Source organism: Marinobacter sp. MIT932201, assembly GCF_047123295.1.
GTDB lineage: Bacteria > Pseudomonadota > Gammaproteobacteria > Pseudomonadales > Oleiphilaceae > Marinobacter > Marinobacter salsuginis.
Genome location: NZ_CP138917.1, coordinates 2,510,335 through 2,528,097, shown reverse-complemented (window position 1 = coordinate 2,528,097; position 17,763 = coordinate 2,510,335). Strand labels below are relative to the sequence as shown.

The following is a 17,763-nucleotide window of genomic DNA, read 5'->3' as shown; positions in this document are numbered from 1 at the left end:
CACCAAATACCGCTGTATTTTCACAGCAATTTCAGTATAGACCGACTTTATGGGGCGTCAACGAAATTTTGCAGCTTTCATGCAGGTTTTATTGTCGGCAAAAACAATGGCTTGGGATTTGATTGAACAAAAAATGCCCGCTCCCCTTAAAGCGGGGGCGGGCAGGTGATGAGCGCCTTTGTCAGTGGCGGAACTGCTGGCTGATTTCTTCCAGAATGGCGGGATCATCAATGGTGCTTGGCACTGTGTACTCCTCACCATCGGCGATTTGACGGATAACCCGTCTCAGGATCTTGCCGGAACGAGTCTTTGGCAGGCGATCCACTACCAGAGCGCGGCGGAAACAGGCTATGGCGCCAATCTTGTCGCGAACCATCTCCACCAGTTCGTCTTCGAGTTCGTCGTGGTCGATGGTTGCGCCGTCCTTGATCAGAACCAGTCCGATGGGGATCTGTCCTTTCATATCGTCGTGCGCACCGACCACGCAGCACTCCGCAATGGCCGGATGGGAGGCAACCACTTCTTCCATCTCACCGGTGGAAAGACGGTGGCCGGCCACATTGATCACATCATCGGTACGGCCCATCACGAACACATAGCCGTCATCGTCAATAAAACCACCGTCGCCGGAACTGTAGAACCCTGGAATCGGCCCCAGATAGGTCTTCCGAAACCGCTCGTCATCGCCCCAGACCGTCATCATGCAGCCTGGCGGCAGCGGCAGTTTCACAGCAATCTGCCCCTGCTCTCCTGCAGGCATCTGGCTGCCGTTCATATCCACGACCTGGACGTTGTAGCCCGGGGAGGGCACAGTCGCCGATCCGGGTTTAGTGGCCATTAATTCGATACCCACCGGGTTGCAGCAGATGGCCCAGCCGGTTTCGGTCTGCCACCAGTGGTCAAGCACTGGCAGGCCGGTATGTTCCTTAAGCCATTCATAGGTGGCCGGATCCAGGCGTTCGCCGGCCAGGAACAGGCGTTTTAGCGAGCTGATGTCATAGCGTGACAACTGATCCGCTTCCGGGTCTTCCTTCCGGACGGCTCGGAATGCGGTGGGCGCGGTAAACAGCATATTCACTTTGTGGTCCTGAACCACCCGCCAGAAAGCACCGGCATCCGGCGTTTTCACCGGCTTACCCTCGTACAGGATGGTTGTGCAGCCGGCAAACAGGGGGGCGTACACAATGTAGCTATGGCCGACCACCCAGCCAACGTCAGAGGCGGCCCAGTAAACGTCACCGGGTTTCGCGTCGTAGACCAGCTTCATGCTGTAGTTCAGCGCGACCGCGTGACCACCATTGTCGCGCACCACACCCTTGGGTTTACCTGTGGTGCCGGAGGTATAAAGGATATAGAGGGGGTCGGTTGACTTGACGGGCACAGGGTCGGCCGCCTTGGCCGTTTTCATCAGCTCGTTCCAGTCGTGGTCACGGCCATCCTGAAGATCCGCCTGCACCTGAGGGCGCTGGTAAACAATGCAGGTTTCGGGTTTGTGGCTGGCCTGGTCGATGGCCTTGTCGACCAGAGGCTTGTACTCGATCACCCGGGCAACTTCGATGCCGCAGGAGGCGGTAATGACCGCCTTGGGTTTGGCGTCGTCAATGCGAACCGCAAGTTCGTGGGCTGCAAATCCGCCAAAGACCACCGAATGAATGGCGCCAATCCGCGCGCAGCCCAGCATGGCAATGACAGCTTCTGGAATCATTGGCATGTAAATGATGACCCGGTCGCCCTTGGTGATGCCGCGATCTTTCAGGGCACCAGCAAACCGGGCCACTTCATCGGTCAGTTCGTTGTACGTGTAGGAGCGCTGGGTATCGGTAACCGGAGAATCGTAGATCAGTGCTTTCTGCTCGCCGCGCCCCGCGCGGATGTTGGCATCCAGCGCGACATCACAGGTGTTCAGGGTGCCGTCGGGAAACCATTGCCCATGGCCATTGTCGGTTGGCTGCCAGATGGTTTTCGGCGGCTCAATCCAGTCAATTTTGTCCGCCTGCTCACGCCAGAAGTCGTCCGGTTTGTCGATCGACCGCCGGAACTCCGAGTGGTAGTCCATACATTCCACCTCATCGTGCCTGTTGTTGTTTTAGTATGTTTCCTGACAACTTTAGGCCGTTTGAAATCATGGACTAGTAGACCATTGGCTTAGTCTGGGGGCGCTAGGGGCCAGTTTCTTCTGAAGATTTGACCGAAGTCACCTTCGCGGTCATTTCGCCCCGTGCAACTCGGGCTGAGATGGTGTCGCCCGGATTAACGTTTGAGGCATCCCGAAGAATGTTTCCGTTGTTGTCGCGCACGATGGCATAGCCCCGGCCCAGCGTAGCGAGGGGGCTGACAACATTCAGGGTCTGGGCCGCATGTTCCAGGTTGGCGCGGCTCTGTTTCAGATTTTGTTGAATAACGGTAGTCAGTCGCTCGTTCACGCGCTGCAGGACTTCCTTGCCCTCCGTGAGCTGGCGGCGGGGTGATTGCATGGCCAGTCTCTGGCGCAGGTGGTCATTGCGAACGCTAACGGTCGACAGGCGTTGCTGAATGACCTTCTTCAGCCGCAACTCCAGTTCGTCCATGCGCTGGGCCTTTTCCAGAAGCTCCCTTCTTGGGTCCCGCAACCGCTGTCCCAGATGCCCGAGCTGGGTGCTCAGGCGCTTGAGAGCGAGACCGATGGCGTTGGATAGCCGGGCTTCACGCTCCCCAAGCTGTCTGAGCCAGTCAGACTGATCCGGTGAGATCTTTTCAGCTGCCGCCGAGGGCGTTGGCGCTCGCAGATCCGCCACGAAATCCGCAATGGTGACATCCACTTCGTGGCCGACAGCGCTGACGGTAGGAATCTGGCTGGCGGCAATGGCGCGGGCTACCGATTCTTCGTTGAAGCACCAGAGATCTTCCAGAGAACCGCCGCCGCGACCGATGATCAGCACGTCGGCAACGCCGTGGCTCTGGGCGGCCTCAATGGCGCGGACAATGTCGGCCGTGGCCGCTTTGCCTTGTACGGCCGTCGGGTAAAGCGTGATCGGAATGGCAGGGCAGCGACGGGCAAGAACAGTCAGTATGTCGTGGATAGCGGCGCCGGTGGGTGAGGTGATCACCCCGATGTGTCTCGGCAATGAGGGCAGCGGTTTTTTGCGGGCCTGGTCAAACAGGCCCTCGGCCAACAGCTTACGTTTCAACTCCTCGAAGGCTTGTTGCAGGGCACCGAGGCCTGCCGGCTCGATGTGCTCAACGATAATCTGGAAATCACCGCGGTTCTCATAGAGTGTAACCTTGCCGCGGATTCGTACCTGATCTCCCTCCTTCGGCAATGTCCGGATACGCTGGTTCATTCCCCGGAACATGGCGCAGCGAACCTGGCATTTCCGGTCTTTCAGGGAAAAATACCAGTGACCGGATGAAGGGCGTGAAAATCCTGACAGTTCGCCTTCCACCCAAACCTGCATGAAGCTGGATTCCAGCAAGTGTCTGGCCTGGTGGTTCAGTTCACTGACGCTCAGTGCCCGGGGGCGGGTGTCCTGCAGGTGCGGCGTTGCCGGTGCTGATCCGTCGTTATACATACGCAATAGCCGAAAAAAGGGGAGGGTAAAATAGCGAAATTTCAAAAAGATGCAATCGAACCTTAAAAACGGGCCGGTTTACTGTCCCCGAGAGCGCCATTATAATAGATCGATTAAGGATTTTGCTTTGCTGTACCGCCGCGGGTACAGCACGGAAATTCCCAACTTAGCACGATCAAAAGGCGGATCCCAATGCTGCGAATTGCCGAAGAAGCCCTCACATTTGATGACGTTCTGCTGGTTCCCGGATATTCAGAAGTTCTGCCCCACGAGGTCAGCCTGCAGACCCAGCTGACCAAGGGTATCACCCTCAACATTCCTCTTCTGTCATCCGCAATGGATACCGTTACTGAGGCGGAGTTGGCTATCGCCATGGCCCAGGAAGGCGGTATCGGCATCATGCACAAGAACATGACCGTTGAGCAACAGGCGGCGGCAGTCCGCAAGGTCAAGAAATTTGAAAGCGGTGTTGTGAAGGATCCGATCACCGTATCGCCAGAGACCACCGTTCGCGAGTTGGTCGATATCACCATGGCGAACAGTATTTCCGGACTTCCGGTGGTGGACGGCCACGACCTGATCGGTATTGTGACTGGCCGCGATATACGGTTCGAAAGCCGCATGGATACGCTGGTTCGGGACATCATGACACCCAAGGACAAACTGGTAACGGTCAAGGAAGGGGCCAGTCTGGATGACGTTAAAGAGCTGCTTCATCGTCACCGGATCGAAAAGGTTCTGGTTGTTAACGACAACTTTGAGCTGCGCGGGCTGATCACCGTCAAGGATATCCAGAAGGCGAAAGACTATCCGCTGGCTTGCAAGGACGACCAGGGTCGTCTGCGGGTAGGTGCTGCCGTCAGTACCGGTGGCGACACCGAAGCGCGAATTACGGCACTGGCCGAGGCCGGCGTTGATGTGATCGTGGTGGACACGGCTCACGGGCATTCCCGTGGCGTTATCGAGCGTGTTCGCTGGATCAAGAAGAATTTCCCGGATGTGCAGGTAATCGGCGGTAACATTGCCACGTCTCACGCAGCCATCGCCCTGGCAGATGCCGGCGCAGATGCTGTAAAGGTGGGAATCGGTCCTGGTTCCATCTGCACCACACGGATTGTTGCCGGTATTGGTGTTCCCCAGATTTCTGCGGTTTCCAACGTCGCCGCAGCTCTTAAAGACCGTGGCGTGCCACTGATTGCCGATGGTGGCATCCGGTTCTCTGGTGATATCGCCAAGGCGATTGCCGCTGGCGCCCACAGCGTTATGATTGGCAGCCTGCTGGCTGGTACGGATGAAGCGCCGGGCGAAGTTGAGCTGTTCCAGGGGCGGAGCTACAAGGCTTATCGGGGCATGGGCTCGATCGGAGCCATGGGGCAGGGTTCCAGCGACCGTTACTTCCAGGATGCCAGCAAAGGCATCGAGAAGCTGGTACCGGAAGGCATCGAAGGTCGCGTTGCCTGCAAGGGGCCGATGCGCAACATCGTGCACCAACTGATTGGTGGTCTTCGAGCCTCCATGGGCTACACCGGTAGTGCCACCATGGAAGAAATGCGCACCAAGCCGGAATTCGTGCGGATCACCAATGCCGGCATGCGCGAGAGCCACGTCCATGACGTAACCATTACCAAAGAAGCGCCAAACTACCGTATCGGTTAATCATTGCCTTACCAGACGCGGCCCCCCAGAGGGCCGCGTTGTTTATTCAGCTCCGAGGACTCCATGGCCCAGAACATTCACGACCACCGCATCCTGATTCTCGATTTCGGTTCCCAGTACACCCAGCTGATTGCCCGCCGTGTGCGGGAGATCGGCGTTTACTGTGAGATCAAGGCGTTTGATATCACCGATGAAGAGCTCAATGAGTTCAATCCCAAAGGGATTATTCTTGCGGGTGGTCCGGAGTCGGTTACTCAACTGGGCGGTCCCCGTGCCCCGGAAGGGCTGTTTGATCGCGGCATTCCGATTCTCGGCATCTGCTACGGCATGCAGACCATGGCAGAGCAGCTCGGAGGTCGCGTGGCCAGCTCCGAGAAGCGTGAGTTTGGTTATGCCCAGGTGAAGGTGCGCGCCAAGGGCCCGCTGTTGGCGGATATCACCGATCATCTGACGCCTGCTGGCGAGTCCCTGCTGGACGTTTGGATGAGCCATGGCGACAAGGTTGTGGCGATGCCGGAAGGTTTTGAGCTTCTGGCCTCCACTGAGAGCGCGCCAATTTCTGCGATGCAGGATCTCAGCCGGAATCTGTACGGTGTTCAGTTCCACCCCGAAGTAACCCACACTCTTCAGGGCAAGCGGATCCTCGAGCACTTCGTCCTCAATATCTGTAACTGTGAGGCTCTTTGGACACCGGCCAAGATCGTGGATGATGCGGTTCAGCAGATTCGTGAGCAGGTCGGCAGTGACAAGGTGCTGCTTGGCTTGTCCGGTGGCGTCGACTCCTCGGTAACAGCTGCGCTGCTGCATAGGGCAATCGGTGATCAGCTGACCTGCGTGTTCGTGGACAATGGCCTCCTGCGTCTTCACGAGGGCGACCAGGTGATGGACATGTTCGCTAGCAACATGGGCGTGAAAGTGATTCGGGTTGATGCCGAAGACCTGTTCCTGTCTAAGCTCAAGGGCGTCAGTGATCCGGAGCAGAAGCGCAAGATCATCGGAAACACCTTCATTGATGTGTTCGACGACGAGGCTGCCAATATCAAGGACGTGAACTGGCTGGCCCAGGGCACGATCTATCCGGACGTGATCGAGTCTGCCGCATCCAAGACTGGCAAGGCTCACGTTATCAAGTCTCACCACAATGTGGGCGGCCTGCCGGAAACCATGAAGATGAAGCTGGTGGAGCCCTTGCGGGAGCTGTTCAAGGATGAGGTACGCCGGATCGGTCTGGAGCTCGGCTTGCCGTACGACATGGTATACCGTCACCCGTTCCCGGGGCCGGGCCTGGGTGTTCGCATCCTGGGTGAAGTGAAAAAGGAATACGCCGATATCCTGCGCCGGGCGGATGCCATTTTCCTGGAAGAGCTGCACCGGGCGGATTTTTACCACAAGACCAGCCAGGCTTTTGCAGTATTTCTGCCGGTCAAGTCGGTGGGCGTGGTCGGGGATGCACGCCGCTATGAATACGTGGTGGCACTGCGTGCCGTTGAAACCATCGATTTCATGACCGCCCGCTGGGCGCACCTGCCTTACGATCTTCTGGAAACCGTCTCCAACCGGATTATCAATGAGATCACTGGCGTTTCACGAGTGACGTACGATGTTTCGTCCAAGCCGCCGGCGACGATTGAGTGGGAATAAACGTCAGATGACTGGGTCCGATGTCTGAGGTGGCAGCGGAAGACGAATACTGGATGAATCGCGCTCTGCAGCTGGCAGGTGAGGCCTCAGCAAAAGGCGAAGTGCCTGTTGGCGCAGTGGTGGTTCTGGATGGCAAGGAAATCGGTGCCGGATTCAATGCGCCGATTTCCGGATGCGATCCCACTGCCCACGCGGAAATCCGGGCCCTGCGCGATGCTGCTGCCCGAGTCGGCAATTACCGGCTGCCCGATGCCACGCTTTACGTTACTCTTGAGCCCTGTACTATGTGCGTGGGCGCCATCGTTCATGGCCGCATCAGTCGGTTAGTATATGGCGCAGCCGAGCCCAAGGCCGGAGCGGTAAAGTCCGCACGCCGAACGCTTGAAGAGCCCCATCTGAACTGGGAAGTGACTGCCGTTGGCGGTTTGCTATCCGATCAGTGCAGCCGGGTGATCAGTGAGTTTTTCAGCCGGCGGCGGACAGAGATCCGGCGTCTGCGCAAACAGAATTCAGGGAAGGAGTAGTTCTCGCCTATGAAAGTCCTCGTTACCGGCGGAGCCGGGTATATTGGCAGTCATGTGGTTCGCCAGCTGGGCCAGGCCGGTCACGACATAGTCGTTTTCGACAACCTCTCCACAGGCTACCGCTGGGCGGTGACTGCTGGCGAACTGGTGGTTGGTGATCTGGCCGATGAAGCGGCAGTGGAGGATCTGTTTTCCCGTCACCGGTTTGAAGCGGTTCTGCATTTTGCGGCCAATATTGTGGTGCCCGAATCTGTTGCCAACCCATTGAAGTACTATAGCAACAACACCCGCAATACCCTGAACCTCCTGAAAGCGGTCGAAAAACACGACGTACCGTACATGGTGTTTTCCTCTACTGCGGCCGTCTATGGCATGCCTGAGCAAACGGTGCTCACCGAGGACCTGCCGCTGGCTCCGATCAACCCCTACGGCGCGTCCAAGATGATGAGCGAGCGGATGATTATGGATCTGGCTGCGGCCTCCAGTCTCAACTACGTGATTCTCCGTTACTTCAATGTTGCGGGTGCCAATCCGGAAGGCTTGCTGGGGCAGGCGACACCTGAAGCCACGCATCTGATCAAGGTCGCCTGCGAGTGCGTGACCGGCCAGCGTGACGGAATGAGTATTTTTGGTACCGACTACGATACCCGGGATGGCACCTGCATTCGCGACTACATCCATGTGGAAGATCTGGCCAAGGCCCACGTGATGGCGCTGGACTACATGGCAGAAGGTGGTCATTCGAAGGTCATGAACTGCGGTTATGGTCGCGGCTTTACGGTTCGGGAAGTGATTGATGTGGTCAAGGCGCAATCCGGCGTTGACTTCCCGGTTACCGAAACCGACCGGCGCGCCGGCGATCCGGCAGGGCTCATGGCGGACAACACCCTGATTCGCCAAACCCTGGGCTGGCAGCCAGACTACGACAATCTGGATACCATTGTCGGCACCGCTTTGGCGTGGGAAGCGATCTGGCAGAAGAAAAAAGCCGACGACACCGAATAACCTTTCAGTACTTGTATCGGGATTTAAAGGATGAAAATAACGATTTTTGGAACAGGGTATGTGGGCCTGGTGACTGGTGCATGCCTGGCGGATGTTGGTCATAACGTTCTTTGTATGGACGTGGACCAGGGCAAGATCGAAAAGCTCAAGAATGGCCAGATTCCCATCTATGAGCCAGGCCTTGACAGCATCGTCAAACATACGGTGGAAGCGGGTCGCCTGTCCTTCACAACCGATACAGAAGAAGCGGTTCGCCACGGAAACTTGCAGTTTATTGCCGTGGGTACGCCTCCGGACGAAGATGGCTCTGCGGACCTCCAGTACGTGACCGCGGTTGCGCGCTCCATTGGCGAGCATATGGAGGACTACAAGGTGGTGGTCGACAAGTCGACCGTACCCGTTGGCACCGGCGACAAGGTTCGGGCTGCGGTTCGCGCCCAGCTGGATCGGCGTGGTCTGGAGCTGGATTTCGATGTGGTGTCCAACCCCGAGTTCCTCAAGGAAGGCGCTGCCATCAACGATTTCATGAAACCTGATCGAATTGTTGTTGGTACCGACAGCGAGAGGGCGGCGGAACTTCTGCGGGAAGTCTACTACCCGTTTAACCGCAATCATGATCGCATGATTTTTATGGATCTGCGGTCTGCGGAACTCACTAAATACGCGGCCAACTCGATGCTGGCCACCAAGATCAGCTTCATGAACGAAATAGCCAATCTGGCAGAGCGGTTGGGTGCCGATATCGAAGCCGTACGCCGGGGTATTGGTTCCGACCCGCGGATCGGTTACCACTTCATCTACCCGGGGTGCGGCTACGGCGGCTCCTGTTTCCCGAAGGATGTTCAGGCCCTGGCCCGAACCGCCAGTGACTGTGGTTATGAAGCCCGCCTGCTGAATGCTGTGGAAGGGGTGAATTACGCCCAGAAACACGTGCTGTTCGACAAGATCAGCCATTACTTTGGCGGCGATCTGAATGGCAAGGTCGTTGCGCTCTGGGGACTCGCGTTCAAGCCCAATACCGATGATATGCGTGAAGCTTCCTCCCGCACCTTGATGGAAGATCTCTGGAAGGCGGGTGCCAGGGTGCAGGCCTTTGATCCCGAGGCGATGGAAGAAACCCAGCGAATCTATGGTGACCAGGATGGCCTGACTCTTTGCGGCACCAAAGAGCAGGCGCTCAAGGGCGCAGACGTGCTGGCGATTTGCACCGAGTGGAAGGAATTCCGTTCGCCGGACTTTGAATCCATTGCTGCGACCATTCGCGAGCCTGTGGTCTTTGACGGCCGCAATCTCTACGAGCCAGAGATGCTGGAACGTTACGGCCTTATCTACTACGCCATCGGCCGTGGCCGCACGCAGTTCCACTCGGAGTAAATCCAGATAATGGGGAGGGAATCATGAGTGAACCGGCGGTTTTCCGGTTACATGAGCGACTGGAGGCCGACACGATGGGCCTTGGAAGCACCTCGCTGTGTGAAATCCGGTTGATGAACGACAGTACCTGGCCGTGGGTTCTGTTGGTTCCGGCGGTTGCCGGGATCCGGGAGATTTACCAGTTATCGGCGGATCAGCAGCACCAGCTGGTCCGCGAGTCCTCGGCGCTCAGTGAAGCGATGATGGAGGTCTTTGGCGGTGACAAGATGAACGTTGCGGCCCTCGGCAACATGGTGCCCCAGCTTCATCTTCATCATATCATGCGATTCGAGGGCGATCCGGCCTGGCCGGGTCCGATCTGGGGCAAGCAGGCGCCGGTACCTTATACCGATGAGGAGCTGGAGCAGGTTCGGCAACGGCTGGCGCCGGTGCTGGCGGAACTGAAATCGGGCGTTTAAAGCCCGTTCAGATTACGGGCGCTTTGCCAGAGTCTGGGAGCCGACCAGAATCATCCTGAGCTCGGTTTTCAGCTTGGCCTTAAGCTCTTCGCGTTCTTTCGACGTCGCGTCCAGTGCCTCGGCACCCTGGTTGAACACCAGTGTCACCATGGCCTCGGCCACCAGCCTTGCCTCGGAAAGCGGTCTGTTCTGCTCATCGGCGATCCGCCGGAGGTCATCCGCCAGTTCCGTGACAAAATGATCGATCTCGGCCTTCACCGCCGTCCGGAAGGGCTTGGATACCCCGGTTCTCTCCCGGAGCATCAGCCGGAACAGGTTCGCGTTGTTGCCCAGATACTCCATGAAGGTTTCCACAGAGGTCGAAATGGCGCTGCCACCGTCCCGGGCAATCCGCTTGCGGGCCTGACGCATCAGTTGCCTGAGCGCTACACCGCCCTCATCCACCAACGCCAGCCCAAGTTCATCAAGCTCCGCAAAGTGCCGGTAGAAGGACGTCGGAGCGATGCCCGCCTCCCGGGCAACTTCCCGCAAGCTCAGGCTCCCAAAGCCCCGATCGGCACTCAGTTGCGAAAGCGCCGCATCCATCAGTGCCCGCCGCGTTTTCAGTTTCTGCTCCGCTCTGGTTGCCAAGGTGAGACTCCATCGCTATGCCGTTAAAAATCAGCATTCTAGCCCTCTAAAACCCGGCAGTCATCCTGCCTTCCAATTTACGCTCCAGGGGCGCCTGATTTTCAGCGTCATTGTGTTTATAATGGGCGGCTTTTCGAGTAAGGTCGCGAGTTAATTTTTGCGATCCAGACATGCTGCAAGCAAGCTGGTGGCGATGGCTTTCCGAAACACGCTGTGAATACATCCATGTACGCTCGGCTCCGCCATCCATGGCTCCGCACGGTTTCGGAAAGCCATCGCCACCAGCTTGCCCAGACATCTGTGATAAACGAACACATTAAACGTAACGGGAACCGGTATGCGCAGTCATTATTGCGGTGGGATTAACGAATCCCACATCGATCAGGAAGTCACACTTTGCGGATGGGTCCACCGCCGCCGTGACCACGGTGGGGTTATCTTCCTGGATCTGCGGGATCGGGATGGTATGTCTCAGGTGGTTGTTGATCCTGATACCCCTGAGAGCTTTGCGCTTGCGGAAAAAGTCCGTAGCGAGTTCGTGATCAAGGTAACCGGTCGGGTGCGTCGCCGTCCTGCTGGCACAGAAAACAACAACATGCCGACCGGGCAGGTTGAGCTTCTGGGCAAGGAGCTGAGCATTCTGAACGCCGCAGCGACCCCGCCGTTCCCGCTGGATGAGCATGTCGACGTTGGCGAGGACGTGCGTCTGCGCTACCGGTTTGTAGACCTGCGTCGCCCGGAAATGATCAACCGCCTGCGTTTCCGTTCCCGGGTAACCAGCTACATCCGTAACTATCTGGACAGCAACGGCTTCATGGATGTGGAAACGCCCATCCTGACCCGTGCTACGCCGGAAGGTGCGCGGGATTACCTGGTGCCGAGCCGTACCCATGAGGGTTCTTTTTTCGCACTGCCGCAGTCGCCGCAGCTGTTCAAGCAGCTGCTGATGGTGTCTGGTGTCGACCGTTACTACCAGATTGCCAAGTGTTTCCGGGATGAAGACCTGCGTGCGGATCGTCAGCCGGAGTTTACCCAGGTGGACATTGAGGCCTCTTTTATTGACGAAGAGACCCTGATGAAGTTGAACGAGGACATGATCCGTTCGCTGTTCAAGGATGTTCTGGATGTAGAGCTTCCGTCCTTCCCGCAGATGCCTTATGCCGAGGCCATGCAGCGTTATGGCAGCGACAAGCCGGATCTGCGGATCCCGCTTGAGTTGCTGGATGTGAACGATCTGGTTGAAGGCGTGGACTTCAAGGTATTCGCGGGCCCGGCAAAAGATCCGAAAGGCCGTGTAGCCGCTTTGCGCGTACCGAAAGGTGGCGAGCTGACTCGCAAGCAGATTGACGACTACACCAAGTTTGTAGGCATCTACGGTGCCAAAGGGCTGGCTTACATCAAGGTCAATGACCTCTCCAAGGGCGTAGAAGGCCTGCAATCCCCGATCATCAAGTTCCTGGGTGATGACGTTGCGCTCGCTATCATGGAGCGCGTGGGTGCCGAAGACGGTGACATCGTGTTTTTCGGCGCGGACAAGACCAATGTGGTCAACGAGGCCCTGGGCGCACTGCGCATCAAGATCGGTCACGATCTGGACATGCTGACGTCCGAGTGGGCACCGCTCTGGGTTGTGGATTTCCCGATGTTCGAGGAGACTCCGGACGGCGGCCTCACCGCGATTCACCACCCGTTCACCGCGCCCTCCTGCAGCCCGGAAGAGCTGGCTGCAGACCCGGCCAACGCGCTCTCACGTGCCTATGATATGGTTTTGAACGGCACCGAATTGGGTGGCGGTTCCATCCGTATTCACGATGAGAAAATGCAGGAAGCGGTGTTCCGGATCCTGGGAATCGGTGAAGAAGAAGCCCGCGCCAAGTTCGGTTTCCTGTTGGATGCCCTTAAGTTCGGCTGCCCGCCCCATGGTGGTCTGGCGTTCGGCCTGGACCGTCTGGTCATGTTGATGACCGGCGCTACGTCCATCCGTGACGTCATCGCATTCCCGAAAACCCAGAGCGCCACCTGCCTGATGACTCAGGCGCCGGGCGAAGTGGACGAGAAGCAGCTGCGTGAGTTGCATATCCGTCTGCGCAAGCCGTCAAAGCCGGTTGAAGGCAATAAGGCGGAAGCCGGCGAGGGCAACCAGTAAGTCAATGATTTAAGAGAGGAGCTGTATGGCGGGTCACAGTAAGTGGGCCAACATCAAGCACCGCAAGGCGGCACAGGATGCCAAGCGGGGCAAGATCTTCACCAAAATCATTCGTGAGCTGACGGTAGCTGCGCGCCAGGGCGGGGGTAATCCTGATGATAACCCCCGTCTTCGCGCGGTCATCGACAAGGCGCTCACCGCCAATATGAAAAAAGACACCATCGAGCGCGCGGTAGAACGTGGCGCCGGTGGTGGCGATGATGACAACTACGAAGAGCTGACCTACGAAGGCTATGGCCCGGGTGGTGTGGCGATATTCGTGGAAGTCATGACAGATAATAAAAACCGGTCTGTTGCCGAGATACGCCACGCGTTCAACAAGATGGGTGGCAACCTCGGGACCGACGGATCGGTAGCCTACCTGTTCACCAAACAGGGCATCATCAGCTACGGTCCGGAGTGGGAAGAGGACAGGCTGGTGGAAGCCGTTCTCAATGCTGGCGCCGAAGACCTCGCAGGCCAGGACGACGGATCCTGGGAAATTGTCACCACACCCGAGCAGTTTCTGGACGTCAAGGAATCGCTGGTCAATGCCGGGCTGGTACCGGACAATGCCGAAGTAACCATGGTTCCGGCCACGCGGGTTGAGCTGGATCGGGACGGCGCAGAAACCATCCTGAAGCTAATTGATATGCTCGAAGATCTGGACGATGTCCAGAATGTCTACCACAACGCGGATATTTCCGGCGAGATCATGGAATCGCTTTGACCAGTCAGGGGCATTGATGTGGCGATAATTCTGGGCGTTGATCCGGGGTCACGAATTACCGGTTACGGCGTCATTCGGGCGGATGGTCGCCATATCGAGTACATCGATAGCGGGTGTATCCGGGTGGGGGAGAAGCCGATGGCGGAGCGCCTCCAGACCATCTTCCAGAGCCTTGCCACTCTGATCGGTGAGTATCGGCCGGAAGAATTCGCCATCGAGCAGGTGTTCATGGCCCGGAACCCGGACTCTGCACTGAAACTCGGCCAGGCCCGCGGCGCAGCCATCGTCAGTGCCGCCAACAGCGGGTTGGCGGTTCACGAATACTCGGCGAGACAGGTCAAACAGGCGGTGGTCGGCAAGGGTGGCGCTGACAAATCCCAGGTTCAGCACATGGTTCAGGTGTTACTCTCGCTCTCACGCAAACCCCAGGCCGACGCGGCCGATGCACTGGCCATTGCCCTGTGCCATGCCCACATGAGCCAGAGTATTCTGCGGGTCGCCAGTGGCGCCGGAAAGGTCCGAAGCGGTCGCGTGCGACAACAATAAACCGCTCCCAGGAGCGACAGGAGATTCAGCTTGATTGGTCGTATCCGAGGTATTCTGGTTGAAAAGTCTCCGGGCCAGGCGCTGGTTGAATGCGCGGGTCTGGGCTACGAAGTCGACATTCCCTACACCACCTTCTTTCATCTGCCGGAAACCGGCGATGAAGTGACCCTGCACACCCATTTTGCCGTCCGGGAAGACGCCCAGAGTCTTTATGGCTTTGCCTCAAGCCTGGACCGGGACCTTTTTCGCCTCCTGATCAAGGTTAACGGGGTTGGCCCGAAACTGGCGGTTGGCATTCTTTCCGGTCTGGACGCCCAGCAGTTTATACGATGCGTCGAAAATCGCGATTCCGCCTCACTGGTCAAGCTGCCGGGTGTTGGCAAAAAGACCGCCGAACGGCTTCTTATTGAAATGGCAGACCGGATAGGGCAACTTGAAGGGCAATTTGTGCCAACGTCGCCTGAGACGACAGGATTGGGGCAAGTGGACGGACAGGGTCCGGTTGGCGGCCCGGCGGCTACCGAGGAAGCGGAAGCCGCATTGATTGCTCTGGGTTACAAGCCACAGGAGGCCGCAAAGGCCATCAGCAAAGTCGCCGAAGAGGGCATGAGCAGCGAAACCCTCATCAGACTGGCCCTACGAAATATGATACCGGCCTGATCGCGAAAACCTGTCGTGAACCTGTAGAGAGCGTAACGTGACACCTGCAAACCCCTTTGTACAATTGGGGCTGCGCTGGAATAGCGGGCAAACGTGAGGCACGATGTTGATTCCCACACTATGGGTGATGCCATGATCGAATCCGACCGGTTGATCTCGGCCCGGGCCGGTGAATACGAGGAAGTACAGGACAGGGCCATTCGCCCGACCCTGCTGGCTGAATACGTTGGCCAGCCCACGGTCCGTGAACAGATGGATATTTTCATATCCGCCGCCCGTGGCCGCGAGGAGGCCCTGGACCACGTACTGATTTTTGGGCCTCCTGGTCTGGGTAAGACCACGCTGGCCAATATCATCGCCAACGAAATGGGCGTGTCCATCAAGACAACCTCTGGTCCGGTGCTCGAAAAAGCCGGTGACCTGGCGGCCATGCTGACCAACCTTGAAGAAGGTGACGTTCTCTTCATCGATGAGATCCACCGTCTTAGCGCCGCCGTCGAAGAAGTCCTTTATCCGGCGATGGAAGATTACCAGCTCGACATCATGATTGGTGAGGGCCCGGCTGCCCGATCCATCAAGCTGGATCTGCCTCCGTTCACCCTTGTCGGGGCTACGACCCGGGCTGGCTTGCTGACGTCGCCGCTGCGCGACCGCTTCGGCATTGTCCAGCGGCTGGAGTTTTACAACACAGAAGATCTCACCAGCATCATTCTGCGCTCCGCGCGTCTGTCGTCGGTAGCCGTTGATGAAGCAGGCGCGTTTGAAATTGCGCGACGGTCCCGGGGTACTCCGCGTATCGCCAACCGTCTGTTGCGTCGAGTCCGCGATTTTGCGGAGGTTCGCTCCGACGGTCGCATTACTTCTGACATTGCCGATCAGGCCCTGAACATGCTTAAAGTGGATAATCAGGGCTTCGACCACATGGACCGCCGGCTGCTGTTGGCCATGATTGAAAAGTTCGATGGTGGCCCGGTAGGTGTCGAGAGCCTTGCTGCAGCTATCAGCGAGGAGCGTGGCACCATCGAGGATGTGCTTGAACCTTTCCTGATCCAGCAGGGCTACATGGTCCGGACGCCCAGGGGCAGGATGGTAACCTCCAACGCCTATCAGCATTTTGGTGTCATTCCGCCGAAGTCGGGCAGGGAGGACGATCTTTTTGGTTGAGCAGGCGCCAGAGGCAGGATTCGAGCTGCCGATCCGGGTCTACATCGAGGACACCGACGCGGGCGGCATCGTATTTCACGCCAAATATCTCCATTACATGGAACGGGCCCGCACCGAGTGGGTACGAAGCTGTGGGGTAGGTCTCAGGGCGGGTCTGGCAGAGAATATCAGTTACGTCGTCCAGCGGCTGGATATTCACTATGCTGTTGCTGCCAAGCTTGATGACGAGTTGCTTGTCACCGCCGAACCGGTGGCTTTCGGCCGGGTATGGATGGACTTTCGGCAGCGGGTCATGCGGGCCACCGACCGCAAGCTTTTGAGTGACAGTAATGTCCGGGTCGCCTGCGTTGCGCTGGATACCGGACGCCCGCGGCGTTTGCCCGAAAACATGCAGGAATTGCTGGCCAAGAATGTCCAGCCTAATGAAACGATAAACAGAACGAGCCAGGAGTAAGAAGTGGATTCAGAACTTTCAGTCTGGTACCTCATTGCGAATGCCGGTGTCTTGGTACAGCTGGTCATGCTTTTGCTGGCCCTGGCGTCGATCATGTCCTGGGCACTCATATTCCAGCGCTTGCAGGTATTCCGCAAGGCCAAACGGGCGCAACTGGCGTTTGAAGAGCGTTTCTGGTCCGGTATGGATCTGGGGCAGCTTTATCGGGAGGTGAATGCCGACCCGACGCCGTTTTCCGGCATGGAATCCCTGTTCAGGGCCGGTTTCAAGGAGTTTTCCCGGTTGCGTCAGCAGAGCCGGGACGCCGATGCGGTTATGGAGGGCACCCAGCGGGCGATGCGTGTGGCGTTCTCGCGGGAGCACGAGCGGCTTGAGACAAGCCTGCCGTTTCTGGCTACGGTGGGCTCCACCAGCCCGTACGTCGGTCTGTTTGGTACTGTATGGGGCATCATGAATTCTTTCCGCGGCCTTGCTCAGGTTCAGCAGGCAACGCTGGCCACGGTAGCGCCCGGTATTTCCGAGGCCCTGATTGCGACTGCCATGGGCCTGTTTGCCGCAATACCGGCGGTTATCGCCTACAACCGTTTCTCGGCCATGTCCGATGCCCTGTTGAAAAACTATGAAACCTTCGCCGATGAATTTTCCAGCATTCTTCATCGCCGGGTGCACCAGAGCGAAAAGGGCGCCGCATGATGGCACGGAAATTCATGGGCGTAGATCAGCTTAGGAGCGCTGCTTTATGAAAGGCATGGGAATGATGCCGGAAAACAAGCGCAAACCAATGTCGGAGATCAACGTGGTTCCGTACATTGACGTAATGCTGGTGCTGTTGATTATTTTCATGGTCACCGCGCCGATGCTGACCCAGGGGGTCAAGGTCGATCTGCCCCAGACAACCTCGGACCCGATCCAGGCAGATAAGGATGTTGAGTCCATCATTGTTTCCGTGGATGCAAACGGTGCCTATTACGTCGAAATCGGTGATGAGGGCAGTGACCCCATGACCCTGGGGGATTTACGGGAGCAGATCTCCAAGATTCTTTCGCAGCGTGCTTCAAGTGAGATTCTGGTTCGCGGTGATGAAAACGTTCCCTATGGCACCGTTGTCAGATTGATGGCGGAATTACAGGGTGCCGGGGCGAGCAGTATCGGCCTGATCACCGAATCACCTCGGGAAGACAATTGACA

17 protein-coding genes are annotated in these 17,763 nt (G+C 57.6%); 14 read left to right on the top strand and 3 right to left on the bottom strand.

The window, feature by feature from the left end; genetic code table 11:
* Window positions 1–181: 181 nt before the first annotated feature.
* The gene (locus tag SIC15_RS11550; RefSeq protein WP_412535966.1) at window positions 182–2,056 is read right to left on the bottom strand and encodes a propionyl-CoA synthetase; all 1,875 of its coding nucleotides are present in this window, start codon (window positions 2,054–2,056) and stop codon (window positions 182–184) included.
* Window positions 2,057–2,159: 103 nt separating this feature from the next.
* The gene (gene xseA, locus SIC15_RS11545) at window positions 2,160–3,548 is read right to left on the bottom strand and encodes an exodeoxyribonuclease VII large subunit (protein WP_412535965.1); all 1,389 of its coding nucleotides are present in this window, start codon (window positions 3,546–3,548) and stop codon (window positions 2,160–2,162) included.
* A gap of 192 nt (window positions 3,549–3,740) precedes the next feature.
* Here xseA and guaB point away from each other — a divergent pair, with 192 nt between their 5' ends.
* The 6 genes from guaB (at window position 3,741) to SIC15_RS11515 (ending at window position 10,206) form a co-directional block, all read left to right on the top strand.
* Window positions 3,741–5,204 carry an IMP dehydrogenase gene (gene guaB, locus SIC15_RS11540; RefSeq protein WP_069183410.1) on the top strand — a complete coding sequence of 488 codons (1,464 nt, stop codon included), beginning with the start codon at window positions 3,741–3,743 and terminating at the stop codon, window positions 5,202–5,204.
* Between the two features lie 63 nt (window positions 5,205–5,267).
* The gene (guaA, locus tag SIC15_RS11535) at window positions 5,268–6,845 is read left to right on the top strand and encodes a glutamine-hydrolyzing GMP synthase (RefSeq protein ID WP_069183411.1); all 1,578 of its coding nucleotides are present in this window, start codon (window positions 5,268–5,270) and stop codon (window positions 6,843–6,845) included.
* 20 nt (window positions 6,846–6,865) lie between these two features.
* A complete protein-coding gene (tadA, locus tag SIC15_RS11530; protein WP_412535964.1) occupies window positions 6,866–7,369 on the top strand; it encodes a tRNA adenosine(34) deaminase TadA in 504 nt (167 codons plus the stop codon).
* 9 nt (window positions 7,370–7,378) lie between these two features.
* Window positions 7,379–8,374, top strand: coding sequence for a UDP-glucose 4-epimerase GalE (gene galE, locus SIC15_RS11525; RefSeq protein WP_412535963.1), 996 nt, complete (start codon window positions 7,379–7,381; stop codon window positions 8,372–8,374).
* Between the two features lie 30 nt (window positions 8,375–8,404).
* The gene (locus SIC15_RS11520; protein ID WP_412535962.1) at window positions 8,405–9,748 is read left to right on the top strand and encodes a UDP-glucose dehydrogenase family protein; all 1,344 of its coding nucleotides are present in this window, start codon (window positions 8,405–8,407) and stop codon (window positions 9,746–9,748) included.
* Window positions 9,749–9,771: 23 nt separating this feature from the next.
* Entirely contained in the window at window positions 9,772–10,206 is a 435-nt protein-coding gene (locus SIC15_RS11515) for an HIT domain-containing protein (protein ID WP_412535961.1), read from the top strand.
* Between the two features lie 12 nt (window positions 10,207–10,218).
* On the opposite strand, the gene fabR is transcribed toward SIC15_RS11515, so the two are convergent.
* On the bottom strand, window positions 10,219–10,836 hold the full coding sequence (gene fabR / locus SIC15_RS11510; protein WP_069183416.1) for an HTH-type transcriptional repressor FabR: 618 nt from the start codon (window positions 10,834–10,836) through the stop codon (window positions 10,219–10,221).
* Window positions 10,837–11,173: 337 nt separating this feature from the next.
* Here fabR and aspS point away from each other — a divergent pair, with 337 nt between their 5' ends.
* From aspS to tolR, 8 genes are all read left to right on the top strand, one after another.
* Window positions 11,174–12,982 carry an aspartate--tRNA ligase gene (aspS, locus tag SIC15_RS11505; protein WP_209397034.1) on the top strand — a complete coding sequence of 603 codons (1,809 nt, stop codon included), beginning with the start codon at window positions 11,174–11,176 and terminating at the stop codon, window positions 12,980–12,982.
* Between the two features lie 25 nt (window positions 12,983–13,007).
* Window positions 13,008–13,751 (top strand): YebC/PmpR family DNA-binding transcriptional regulator, encoded by a 744-nt coding sequence (locus tag SIC15_RS11500; protein WP_412535960.1) that lies wholly within the window; start codon window positions 13,008–13,010, stop codon window positions 13,749–13,751.
* Between the two features lie 18 nt (window positions 13,752–13,769).
* Window positions 13,770–14,297: a crossover junction endodeoxyribonuclease RuvC gene (ruvC, locus tag SIC15_RS11495; protein WP_069183419.1), complete on the top strand. Its 528-nt coding sequence runs from the start codon at window positions 13,770–13,772 to the stop codon at window positions 14,295–14,297.
* Between the two features lie 30 nt (window positions 14,298–14,327).
* On the top strand, window positions 14,328–14,957 hold the full coding sequence (gene ruvA, locus SIC15_RS11490; protein ID WP_136632178.1) for a Holliday junction branch migration protein RuvA: 630 nt from the start codon (window positions 14,328–14,330) through the stop codon (window positions 14,955–14,957).
* Between the two features lie 132 nt (window positions 14,958–15,089).
* Entirely contained in the window at window positions 15,090–16,121 is a 1,032-nt protein-coding gene (gene ruvB / locus SIC15_RS11485) for a Holliday junction branch migration DNA helicase RuvB (protein ID WP_136632189.1), read from the top strand.
* Window positions 16,114–16,575, top strand: a complete 462-nt coding sequence (locus SIC15_RS11480; RefSeq protein WP_412535959.1) for a YbgC/FadM family acyl-CoA thioesterase — start codon at window positions 16,114–16,116, stop codon at window positions 16,573–16,575. The genes ruvB and SIC15_RS11480 overlap by 8 nt, the downstream gene beginning before the upstream one ends.
* Window positions 16,576–16,578: 3 nt before the next feature.
* Window positions 16,579–17,268 carry a protein TolQ gene (tolQ, locus tag SIC15_RS11475; RefSeq protein ID WP_209397040.1) on the top strand — a complete coding sequence of 230 codons (690 nt, stop codon included), beginning with the start codon at window positions 16,579–16,581 and terminating at the stop codon, window positions 17,266–17,268.
* Between the two features lie 46 nt (window positions 17,269–17,314).
* Complete coding sequence (tolR, locus tag SIC15_RS11470) at window positions 17,315–17,761, top strand: protein TolR (protein WP_412535958.1); 447 nt, start codon at window positions 17,315–17,317, stop codon at window positions 17,759–17,761.
* Window positions 17,762–17,763 lie beyond the last annotated feature (2 nt).

Bases quoted from the DNA above. Each gene is read 5' to 3' on its own strand.
- SIC15_RS11550 (WP_412535966.1), bottom strand. From the start codon at position 2,056: ATGGACTACCACTCGGAGTTCCGGCGGTCGATCGACAAACCGGACGAC.
- xseA (WP_412535965.1), bottom strand. From the start codon at position 3,548: ATGTATAACGACGGATCAGCACCGGCAACGCCGCACCTGCAGGACACC.
- guaB (WP_069183410.1), top strand. From the start codon at position 3,741: ATGCTGCGAATTGCCGAAGAAGCCCTCACATTTGATGACGTTCTGCTG.
- guaA (WP_069183411.1), top strand. From the start codon at position 5,268: ATGGCCCAGAACATTCACGACCACCGCATCCTGATTCTCGATTTCGGT.
- tadA (WP_412535964.1), top strand. From the start codon at position 6,866: ATGTCTGAGGTGGCAGCGGAAGACGAATACTGGATGAATCGCGCTCTG.
- galE (WP_412535963.1), top strand. From the start codon at position 7,379: ATGAAAGTCCTCGTTACCGGCGGAGCCGGGTATATTGGCAGTCATGTG.
- SIC15_RS11520 (WP_412535962.1), top strand. From the start codon at position 8,405: ATGAAAATAACGATTTTTGGAACAGGGTATGTGGGCCTGGTGACTGGT.
- SIC15_RS11515 (WP_412535961.1), top strand. From the start codon at position 9,772: ATGAGTGAACCGGCGGTTTTCCGGTTACATGAGCGACTGGAGGCCGAC.
- aspS (WP_209397034.1), top strand. From the start codon at position 11,174: ATGCGCAGTCATTATTGCGGTGGGATTAACGAATCCCACATCGATCAG.
- SIC15_RS11500 (WP_412535960.1), top strand. From the start codon at position 13,008: ATGGCGGGTCACAGTAAGTGGGCCAACATCAAGCACCGCAAGGCGGCA.
- ruvB (WP_136632189.1), top strand. From the start codon at position 15,090: ATGATCGAATCCGACCGGTTGATCTCGGCCCGGGCCGGTGAATACGAG.
- tolR (WP_412535958.1), top strand. From the start codon at position 17,315: ATGAAAGGCATGGGAATGATGCCGGAAAACAAGCGCAAACCAATGTCG.